12 protein-coding genes are annotated in these 10559 nt (G+C 30.9%); 2 read left to right on the forward strand and 10 right to left on the reverse strand.

The window, feature by feature from the left end; genetic code table 11:
- Positions 1-139: 139 nt before the first annotated feature.
- Complete coding sequence (locus tag ACIQZ1_RS08730) at positions 140-1372, reverse strand: ABC transporter permease (RefSeq protein ID WP_396160583.1); 1233 nt, start codon at positions 1370-1372, stop codon at positions 140-142.
- 5 nt (positions 1373-1377) lie between these two features.
- Here ACIQZ1_RS08730 and ACIQZ1_RS08735 point away from each other — a divergent pair, with 5 nt between their 5' ends.
- Complete coding sequence (locus ACIQZ1_RS08735) at positions 1378-2616, forward strand: exo-beta-N-acetylmuramidase NamZ domain-containing protein (RefSeq protein WP_396160594.1); 1239 nt, start codon at positions 1378-1380, stop codon at positions 2614-2616.
- A 1-nt stretch (position 2617) separates the two neighbouring features.
- Here the strand turns inward: ACIQZ1_RS08735 and ACIQZ1_RS08740 are convergent, their stop codons facing one another.
- Positions 2618-3112, reverse strand: coding sequence for a YkgJ family cysteine cluster protein (locus ACIQZ1_RS08740; RefSeq protein WP_396160584.1), 495 nt, complete (start codon positions 3110-3112; stop codon positions 2618-2620).
- An 83-nt stretch (positions 3113-3195) separates the two neighbouring features.
- On the opposite strand from ACIQZ1_RS08740, the gene ACIQZ1_RS08745 reads away from it, so the two are divergent.
- Positions 3196-3903, forward strand: coding sequence for a class I SAM-dependent methyltransferase (locus ACIQZ1_RS08745; protein WP_396160585.1), 708 nt, complete (start codon positions 3196-3198; stop codon positions 3901-3903).
- A 9-nt stretch (positions 3904-3912) separates the two neighbouring features.
- On the opposite strand, the gene ACIQZ1_RS08750 is transcribed toward ACIQZ1_RS08745, so the two are convergent.
- The 8 genes from ACIQZ1_RS08750 to ACIQZ1_RS08785 all read right to left on the reverse strand — a co-directional run bounded on the left by ACIQZ1_RS08750 (position 3913) and on the right by ACIQZ1_RS08785 (position 10441).
- Positions 3913-4545, reverse strand: a complete 633-nt coding sequence (locus tag ACIQZ1_RS08750) for a 7-carboxy-7-deazaguanine synthase QueE (protein WP_396160586.1) — start codon at positions 4543-4545, stop codon at positions 3913-3915.
- Positions 4546-4681: 136 nt separating this feature from the next.
- Entirely contained in the window at positions 4682-6373 is a 1692-nt protein-coding gene (locus ACIQZ1_RS08755; protein WP_396160587.1) for a hypothetical protein, read from the reverse strand.
- A 10-nt stretch (positions 6374-6383) separates the two neighbouring features.
- The gene (locus ACIQZ1_RS08760) at positions 6384-7280 is read right to left on the reverse strand and encodes a PstS family phosphate ABC transporter substrate-binding protein (RefSeq protein ID WP_396160588.1); all 897 of its coding nucleotides are present in this window, start codon (positions 7278-7280) and stop codon (positions 6384-6386) included.
- Between the two features lies 1 nt (position 7281).
- Positions 7282-7506, reverse strand: a complete 225-nt coding sequence (locus ACIQZ1_RS08765) for a hypothetical protein (protein WP_396160589.1) — start codon at positions 7504-7506, stop codon at positions 7282-7284.
- Between the two features lies 1 nt (position 7507).
- Positions 7508-8326, reverse strand: a complete 819-nt coding sequence (locus tag ACIQZ1_RS08770; protein WP_396160590.1) for an energy transducer TonB — start codon at positions 8324-8326, stop codon at positions 7508-7510.
- Positions 8327-8347: 21 nt separating this feature from the next.
- Positions 8348-8917: an ExbD/TolR family protein gene (locus ACIQZ1_RS08775; RefSeq protein ID WP_396160591.1), complete on the reverse strand. Its 570-nt coding sequence runs from the start codon at positions 8915-8917 to the stop codon at positions 8348-8350.
- Between the two features lie 18 nt (positions 8918-8935).
- Positions 8936-9577 (reverse strand): ExbD/TolR family protein, encoded by a 642-nt coding sequence (locus ACIQZ1_RS08780; RefSeq protein ID WP_396160592.1) that lies wholly within the window; start codon positions 9575-9577, stop codon positions 8936-8938.
- A gap of 39 nt (positions 9578-9616) precedes the next feature.
- The gene (locus tag ACIQZ1_RS08785) at positions 9617-10441 is read right to left on the reverse strand and encodes a MotA/TolQ/ExbB proton channel family protein (protein ID WP_396160593.1); all 825 of its coding nucleotides are present in this window, start codon (positions 10439-10441) and stop codon (positions 9617-9619) included.
- Between the last annotated feature and the right edge of the window lie 118 nt (positions 10442-10559).

Here is a 10559-nt window from a genome sequence, read left to right on the forward strand (position 1 = left end):
TAAAAAAGTTTTACAGGAAAATTCAACTGGAAAAACAAGGCAATAGCCCTGATAGTAGCGGCATCCTTTTTGTATAGTGGGCTTTATTTTTCAAAAGACCACTATGCAAAAAGATATAGCGGAGAGCGGGAAAGAGCTGCTAAAAAAACTTCAACGCTTTAATTGGTGATATTTTTGTAATTAGATAAGAAGGAATTAGCAAAATCAAGACACATATTAATATAGTGCCTAAATTTAAAAGTGCAATATGCAAGAAATTAATATCAACCGGAGCCGAAGACACGTAATAACTTTCTGGATTGAGTTTAATAATTTCGAACTTCTTTTGAATAAATAACAACACAATTGCAATTCCATTTCCCCAAAGCAATCCTCTGGAAATTAAATGAGCTGCATTATATAAAAATATTTTTCGGACAGACCAATTGTTAGCGCCGAGTGCTTTTAACATTCCAATTAGTTGGGTGCGTTCGAGAATTAAAACCAAAAGGGCTACTACCATATTTATAGTGGCAACGGCAATCATTATGATTAAAATAACTAGAATATTGAAATCGAAAAGCTTTAGCCATTCGAAAATACTGAAATATTTTTCAGAAATAGATACACTGTTAAATGTAGGCGGTATGGTTTTGTAAATTTTCTGTGCACGTTCGTCTAATTTTGAAAAATCGTCTATAAAAATTTCATAGGCGCCAAACTGATTGGACTCCCACTTATTTATACGTTGCAGATGTTGTATATTGCCTATTATATATGACGAATCGAATTCTTGAAAACCTGAATTATAGATTCCTGCAATCTTAAACTTTCTTACACTTGGCAATTTACCTTGTGTTTTCATAAAAAAAGTATGGAAAGAACTACCAACTTTTAGTTTTAATCGATTGGCTAAAAACTGGGAAATCAACACTTCATTAATATCATCAACTTTATAAGTTGGGATTTTTCCATCAACTAAAAATTCTTCTACATTTTTCCATTGATACGTTGCGTCTACACCTTTAAAAACAATACCTTCCACATCCGTTTCAGTCCGAATTAAAGCACCTTTTGTAATAATGGGCTGCACATGCGTAATGAAATCATTTTTTTTTAATTGAGAAACAGAAAGTAATTTAGAATCAATTGGTTCAGCGGTAACTTGAGACTGATTGTCATCGAAATTTGAGACTATAATATGCCCGTTAAACGCAGCTACTTTTTCCTGAATTTTTTGTTGCAATCCTATACCAGTAGCTACAGAAATAACCATCATAAATATACTTAAGGCAATAGCCAAAATAGCAATTTTTATAATTGGTGAAGAAACACTACTTTTATAACTTTTAGAAACTATAAGTCGTTTCGCAATAAAATATTCTAAATTCAAAATATATTTATATGAAATTTGAGTTCAAAAATACGTTTTTATTTATTTTAATACTATTATTTTCTTTTGGATGTTCATCTGTGAAAATGTCAAAAGTCGAAAGTCAAAAGTCAAAATCAATAGTAATAGAAACAGCAAATCAAAAAATCAAAAATTTAGCCCTGAAAACAGGTGCTGAAAACTATAATACCTATTTACCTTTATTGGAGAATAAAAAAATTGGAATTGTTACAAATCCTACTGGAATTGTTGAAAACAAAAAACACTTGGTTGATTTTCTTTTAGAAAATAAAGTTGATTTACAAAAAATCTATGCTCCTGAACACGGATTTAGGGGGACTGCAGATGCAGGTGAAGTTATAAAAGACGGAAAAGATATCAAAACCAATTTACCCATTATTTCGTTATATGGAAATAATAAAAAACCTAAACCCGAACAGTTAGAAAATATTGATATTATTATCTTTGACATTCAAGATGTGGGTGTAAGATTTTATACTTATATATCTACTTTGCACTATGTTATGGAAGCATGCGCAGAAAATAATATTGAACTTTTAGTTTTAGATAGGCCCAATCCGAATGGAACTATTATTGATGGACCCGCATTAGAAATGGACCATAAAAGCTTTGTAGGGATGCACTCTATTCCGGTTTTACACGGAATGACAATTGGTGAATATGCAAAAATGATTAATGGAGAAAAATGGTTAGCAAACGGTGTGACGTGTAATTTAACTGTAATTCCCTGTGCCAATTACAAAAGAGAGATGCCGTATAGTTTACCAATAAAACCCTCGCCAAATTTACCAAATGATCAATCCATAAATTTATATGCGAGTTTGTGCTTTTTTGAGGGTACGAATGTAAGCGTGGGAAGAGGGACGGAAAAACAATTTCAAATTTATGGTTCGCCATTTTTACTGAAAACTGACTTTTCATTTATTCCAATTCCTAATTTTGGAGCAAAAGAGCCTATGCACAAAGATATTTTATGTTATGGAGAAGATTTGTCTAAAATCAAAAAAGTGAATCGTTTAGAGTTGAAATGGCTAATAAAAGCGTATGCCAATACTTCTGACAAAACTGTCTTTTTTAATGATTTTTTTACCAAATTAGCAGGTACCAAAAAACTTCAAGAGCAAATAATTGAAGGCGTTTCTGAAAAAGAAATTAGAAAAAGTTGGGAAGCTGATTTGAATGCTTTTAAGGAAATGAGAAAACTCTATTTGATTTATAATTAATTTATAAAGGTAATTTTACTTTCATTTTCTCAACTATATTAAAAGCAGCAGGACAAATGGCAACGTTTAGTAAAGTTAAATCCGTAATTTGATTGAACTTTTTTCTATCGGTGTGCGGAAATTCTCTACACGCCTTTGGTCGTACATCGTAAATAAAACACTTATTATCTGAATCTAAAAACGTACACGGAACTGATTTCAATACATAATCATTGTCTTCATCTACACGTAAAAACTGATTGATAAATTGTTGTGGTTTTTGCTTTAAATGTTTCGAAATTCGTTCCACATCTGCATCTGTAAATAGTGGCCCAGTAGTTTTACAACAATTGGCACATTCTAAACAATCGGTTTTTTTAAATTCAGCATCGTGTAAATCTTGCATTACATAATCTAAATTTTTTGGTACCCGTTTTTTTAACTTATCGAAATATTTTTTAGTTTCAATATGTGTATCTTTGGCTAACTTTTGAATTTCGTTTAAAGATGGCTTCATTATTTATTTGTATGATGAGTTACAAAGTTACGATTTTGAATATAGATTTAAGAATAACGAATGTTGAATTTTGAAATATAACGATGAAAGACCTTTTTGGAAAAGCCATATTAGATTACCAAACGAATAATTTACCAGAAGATTTAATTACTGAAACTTCTATTTCCGAAGCTGATGAAATGTCTGTTTCGCATTTATTTAGAACTTATAATGAAATGCCAAAATTGGAACAAAAAGCGTTACAATTAGCAAAAGGCAGTGTTTTAGATGTAGGTTGTGGTGCTGGAAGTCATACTTTAGCATTACAAAATGAAAGAAAACTGGATGTTACTGCCATTGATATTTCTGAAAATGCTGTGAGAGCTTGTCAACTTCGTGGAATAAAAAATGTGAAAGTTACCAATATTTTAGATTTAGATGAAGAAAATAAATTCGATACGATTCTTATTTTGATGAATGGCACAGGGATTTTTGGAACCTTGAATGAAACGGCGAAGTACTTACAGAAATTAAAATCGTTATTAAATGTAGGCGGACAAATCTTAATAGATTCTTCAGATCTAATTTATATGTATGATCAAGATGAGGATGGCGCCTATTGTATTCCTGCAGATGGATATTATGGTGAATTAACTTATAAGGTTCAATATAAAGGAAAAATAGAAGACACTTTTCCTTGGTTGTATTTGGATTATAATACACTACAAAATGCAGCTATAGCAAATGGTTTAAAATGTGAACTTATTGAAGAAGGTGAGCATTTTGATTATTTGGCAAAACTTTCATTGTAATTTTCCTAATTAAGGAATATTCAAATATTTGTGAGTTTGTAATGAAACTCGCCATTTTGGATTGTTCATTACATACTCTACAATAAGCGGTGTCATTTCCTCTTTTTTGCTCCATTCGGGTTGTAAAAATAATATGGCCTTATTATTTGTTTTATCTGCTTGTTCTTCTGCAAAAATAAAATCGTGTTTGTTATGAATAATGACTTTTAATTCATTAGCTATGGCATAAGCTGAAGATACAGGTAATTTATTTTTTTTTGGTGATAAACAAAACCAATCCCAAGTTCCAGTTACCTCATAAGCTCCAGAAGTTTCAATATGTACATTTAATCCAGCATTTTTTAATTGTGTTGTTATTGGATTCATATTCCAAGTTAAAGGTTCTCCTCCAGTTATAACAATCGTTTCTGCATATTTTTTTGCATTGGTGATTATATTTTCTACTGCAGTTGGAGGATGTAAATCCGAATTCCAACTCTCTTTAACATCGCACCAATGACAACCTACATCACAACCGCCAACACGAATAAAATATGCTGCTGTTCCGGTATGAAATCCTTCGCCTTGAATGGTATAAAATTCTTCCATTAAAGGAAGCATTTCCCCTTTGTCTACTAATATTTGAGTTTCTTTGTTAAGCATGTTTTATTTATTGAGTGCAAAGGTAATTTATTTAAGGTAAAAGGTAAAGAGTAAAAGGTAAAAGTTTGTGAGATGAAAATTTGGCACAAAAAAACCGATAACTTTCGCTATCGGTTTATTTTAATTATTTTGTTTTTTATTTATTTAATGCTTGTAATGATTCTTTAACAAAAACGTCATTTGGATTAATTTCTGCTGCTTTTTTGAAATTTTCAATTGCTTTAGCTTTATCTGTAGTAGCGTAATTTGCACCAATATATGAATATGTTTCAAATAGATTTTCTCTTACTGCTGCTTTTGCTAATTCTGTTTCACCTTTTGCTGTTACTGTTTTTACATAACCCTCATAATCTAAAACGGCTTGTGCATTAGCTTCTGGAGTACCAATAACTCTATTTAATTGTCCTTTATAAAAGTAAACATCTTGAGTATTTGGAGAGATTCTGATTGCTTCTGCATAAGCGTTATTAGCTTTAGCAAATTCTGCTGTTAATGTTGCTTTTTGAGCAGCTGTTTTACTTTCCGCATAGAATAAAATTGAATTTCCTAATAAAAAATTATCTCGACTATAACTTTTTGAATTTGTATTTTTTACGGCTAATTCAAATAATTTCGCAGCTTCTAAATATGCTTTCCCAGAATATAATTTAATTCCAATTTCAGTAAATTCAGTATTTAAATTTGGATTTAATTCTGCTGCTTTTGTTAAATCTGAAATGGCCTCTGAAAATTTAGCTTGATTAGAAATAATACCTTTATCGTCCATTGAAGTAGCTAATTTTGCTTTTGCTAAATACAAATAATCTTTACCATTAATTTTTTTAGCATCAACTTTTGTCATATAATCAGTCAATGACTTAATTGCGCCTTCAGGATTTCCGTTTTCAGAATAAGCATACCCTAAATATTTGAATACTTTTGGATTTACCTTATCAGATTTTTGAATCGCTAAAGCTTCCGCTTCTAATTCTTTCCATTTTTTTGATAAGATTAAGAAATCTGCATATTTTATTTTAGCATCTGTAGAAACATCTGTTAAACTCATATACTTTTTATAATCTTCTAAAGCGGCAGCAATTTTTTCTTCAAAAAGCGATTTTTTAGCATACGCCCAAGCTAAATTTGTTTCTGCTTTTTCACGAAATGCTGGTCCATAACTTGGATTAATTGCTAATATATCATTAAATGCTTTTAACGCTTCTGGAAAAGCTTGCGCATTTCTTGTAATAATAGCCAATTGCAAAGGAGCTCTTAATGATGTTTTATCAAGTTCTCCAGCTGTTCTATATGCCACATAAGCATCGTTGATGTTTTTATTTGCAACTAAAGCATCACCTAAAGCAATTTGCGCTAATGCCGATTTTGGATCACTTGCTACAGCTAATTTTGCAGCTGCTAATGCTTTTAAAACGTCTGGTGTAGCCGCTTTTAAATAAGCTTGAGTAATAAAAATTTGTTCTTCGGTGTTTTTCTTTTTAGCAATTGCTAATGCAGCTGAAAAATTTGCTTCAGCATTGGAAACTTTACCATCCAACAACTCTAACTGTCCTAAACCAATTAAATTTAAATGTCCTGCATCTTTAGACGCTTTACCTTTATCAAAATAAACTTTTGCAGAATCTTGTTTTTCTAACGCTAGATAAACTTGTCCTAAATAAAAGTAATTTTTACCTTTATCTGGTGCTGTTTCAACCATTGACTTTAATGATTTTCTTGCTTCAGAAAATTTCTCTGCATCGATTGTCTTCTTAACTTGCTCTAAATCTTGAGCATTTACTGCAACAGCAGATAAAATAGTGGCAAAACTTGATAAAATAATTGTTCTCATTTCTTCTTTTTTATTTCTTTTTATTACTTTTTACAATTCTTATTTCTCTTGTTGGAATTTTAACTGGCGCTAATCCAGATTTTAGAATAATTCGCTGTCCAACTTCGCTTTTTACAAAAGAAGCAAAACCCATGCCTAAACCTGTTCTTCCTTGATAATTTAACAAATATATTTTTCTTGTAAATGGATATTCTTTTGTTTCAATATATGACTGAGTAGGTTTTACCGCTTTTTGAATGCTTTCGCCTACAGCTAAAACTTTAACTTCTTTTATTGTGCTTTCTAACTCAATTGATGGATTTAGTAACCAATTTACTCCCACAAAACCAATTGAATTATTATTCTCAGCTACAAATTTAATAACTTCTAAATTACTTTTTAATGCCGTTACATTTTTTGACAATGATTTAACATTCACTTTTTCCATTAAATAACTTAATGTGCTAGAATTTTCGTTATCAAAAACCAATTGAACATCTGTTTTTTGCCCTTTTAATATTTCAAAAACTTCAGATACTGAAATTGCAGTTTTTGAAGATTTTTGATTTACCACTAGCGCAATAGCATCTGTACAAAAGGGTGTGTTTTTCCCAATTACATCAATTGCTTTTAATTTATCTTCTTGTGATTTTGTCAATTCGTGTGAAAGAACGGCAATTTCAATTTTACGTTGTAATATTAAATTTACTATATCCGAATCTGCTTTAGGAATAAGTTTAATATTGGCTTTTGGATATTTACTTTCAAAAACCATTTCTTGATCTTCCACAATGGGCAATAAAGATTCGTCTACATAAATTTCAGCTTTTCCTTTTACATAAGATTCATCATCAGTGATATTTTCAGATTTTTTACAACCAAAAACAACTAAAATAATTAGTGCAAAAATAGCTGATATTTCTTTCATATTACTCCTCATCTTTTTTAATTAATCTGTAAAATCTGAAACTAGCGTATAAAACTAATAATCCTCCAAATATTCTTCTTCTTGTCATAGCTACTTCTAATGGAAAATCATCCCAAAAAGTAACCAAATAAGCTAAAACTAAATAAAAGCAAAATATTAAAAGCCCTAAAATAAACAGAAATCGCTGTTTGGGCGATTTCTGTTTTAAATTATTTAACCAATTCATATTACTCGTTTGCTGTAATCTGGATTGAAATAGGTAATGTATAGTATTGTTTTACACTTCTACCATTATATACACCTGGTGTCCATTTAGGAGACTTAGTTAAGATTCTTGTCGCTTCTTTTCCTAAACCTAATCCTGCAGGACTTTCTTTTACAATTTGGATGTCTCGAATAGATCCATCATCCCAAACTACGAATTTAGCTATAACAGTTCCTGTAGTTGTTTCATCTACTTCTGGTAAACGGAATGAGCTTGCAATTTGTTTTCTGAAAGCATTCATACCCCCTGGAGGTGATGCTTGAACTTGAACCGAAGTAAAAATTTGATTATAATCTGTATCATCTCCTTTTTGTTCTTCTTGCGCTAATTCTCCAGTTTTTTCAAGACTTGCATTTGCATCTCCTTTCGCAGTTTCTGAACCTGATTTTTTATCTGGATCAACTGGAGGGATTTCATTTTCAACAGTTTTCTTATTTACAACAACTGGAGGTACATTTTTTACAATATCTACCACAGATTTCACCTTCTTAATAGGTTCCACCTTTTTTTGTTCTAAAATTTTCTTTTCCTCCTTTTTAATTGGAGTTTTCACTTTCTTAAGTTCTACCTTAGTAATCGCAGTTTCTTCTTTATCTTTACTTTTCATTGAAAGATAAAGTGCGAAAACTGTAGCTATAAAAAATATTGAAGATATAATTAATGCTAAAACTGTTCTCTTTGAACTATTTGTTCTTAATTCGTATGCACCATAACTTTTATTACGTCCTTCGAATATATTGTCAAGTAAACTAGCTTCGCTAATATTTTGAATTTCACTCATTTTTCTATATTTAAAGTTATGTTATTTAATTTTATTGTCTTCAAGCATTTTTAAATCGCCTGGAGTTACATCAACAATTGAATAAGAAAACGGTTTTACTATTGCCATTTCATCTAAAATGTCAACTAAATTTTTATAGTTTGCCGATTTACTTGCTTTAATAAGCACCATCATTCCTTGAGTTTTAGGATTATCAACACGTTCCATCACATATTTGTTATGTGAAATAAGCGCTTTTCTGATACCTTTACCTCCATAGTTTTCTACTTTTGGTTTACCATTTAAACCATCCTCCATATAAGGCGCATCAGTCATACCAATATAATATACTAACTTATCGTTTTTTCCTAAAACTACCGTTAACGTTCTCCAAGCTGGAGTTTCTGGTGGGTTAGGATCATCCTGTTTTGTATTATCTGGTAAAGCTAAATCCATAGATTGTGGCTTAGACAATGTGGTTGTTAGGATAAAGAAAGTAATTAACAAGAAAGCTAAATCTACCATCGCTGTTAAATCAACACCTGGATTCGATTTTTTACTTCTTACTTTACCGCCTTTACCGCCACCGCCACCGGTATTTAATTCTGCCATGTTATTTTTTTATTATAATTAAAAATCTTCATCTCTTAGTGAAGTTACTAAATAAAAATCATTCATGTTTTGCTTTTGAAGGATATCAAAAACATTTTTAACAACAGGATATTTTTCTTTAGAACTACCTTTTATAGCTATCTCAATTTCCTTAATCTTTTCTTCGCCTTTAGCTTGTTGCTCCATAATTACGGCCGCATTAGCATAATACACCCAATAAGATAATTCATTTTCAGAAATGTCTCCTTTATAAGGAATACCCGATTGCGTACCTGGTTTGTTTCTTTCCGCATTTTTTAAAGCTAATAAAGACTTTAATTGCTCTAAAGGAACACCAAATGAATCTAATAAAGAAAACTCATTTATTTCTTGGGGTGTAAAAGCAATATCATACTTCAATGACATAGCTTCTAAAGCAGCAATTCTGGTCTCTCTATCAGACATTCCAATATATACTGCACTATCACCAACTGTAATGGTAAATAAGTTTCTTTCTGGCAATTTAGCTTTTATGGTTGACGCAGGCGTATCTACTGGCTTTGGCTCAGGTACTTTTGATGTTGCTGTCATAATAAAAAAGGACAATAACAAAAACGCAACGTCACACATGGCCGTCATGTCGATTCTTGTGCTTTTTTTAGATGTTTTTATATTTGCCATTTTACTTTATTTTAACTTAATAATTTATTTTATGAAATCTTAGTTGCTTCCTTTAGCTCTTTTGTAAGCTTGAGAAATTGCGAAACCAGCTTCGTCAATAAAATAAGTTAAAGTATCAATTTTTGAAGTAAAATAGTTGTAAGCGATAACCGCTAAAGTTGAAGTTGAAATACCAGTAGCCGTATTAATTAACGCCTCAGAAATACCATTTGCTAATTCAGCTTGGTCAGGAGTACCTTCAGCTAATCCAGCGAATGCTTTAATCATACCAGATACCGTTCCTAATAATCCCAATAATGTACCAATTGATACTAAAGTAGAAATGATAGTTAAGTGTTTTTCTAACATTGGCATTTCTAAAGAAGTTGCTTGTTCCACTTCTTTAGTAATATTTTCAGTAGCTGTATCAACATCTAAACCGTCTTTTTTAACTTGCTCCGATTTTAATAAACCTGCTTTTATAACATTGGCAACAGAACCTTCTTGTTCATCACAAGCAGCAATAGCGCCTTGAACATCTCCAGTTTTAATTTGAGATAACACTCCTTTAACGAAATTATCTAAATTTCCTTTTCCAGCTGCTTTTTTCAAAACGATAAATCTCTCTACAGAGAAAACGATAGTCATTAATAATAATCCCATTAACACAGGAACAATCATACCTCCTTTAAAAACCATACCTAAATAGTTTCCTGGTAAAGGTTGTCCATTTGGATCACCTTTAATGAAGTTTGCTGGTGCTCCCATTACAAATTTCCATAATAAAGCTCCAATAACTATACAAATAACAATAGTTAAAGATGCAAAAACACTACTTCCTTTGCTTCCTTTGTTCTCTACAGAAACGTTTAAATCCTGTCCCATTTTTTTAAAATTTTTAGTTTGAATTGATTAATTATTTGATTTCAATTTTATTTTGATAGTCGCAAATTTATGTGAATTAGATTTGAAAAAAAAACTAATTTCATAAAATTTACATTAA

This window comes from Flavobacterium sp. (genome assembly GCF_044341185.1).
GTDB lineage: Bacteria > Bacteroidota > Bacteroidia > Flavobacteriales > Flavobacteriaceae > Flavobacterium.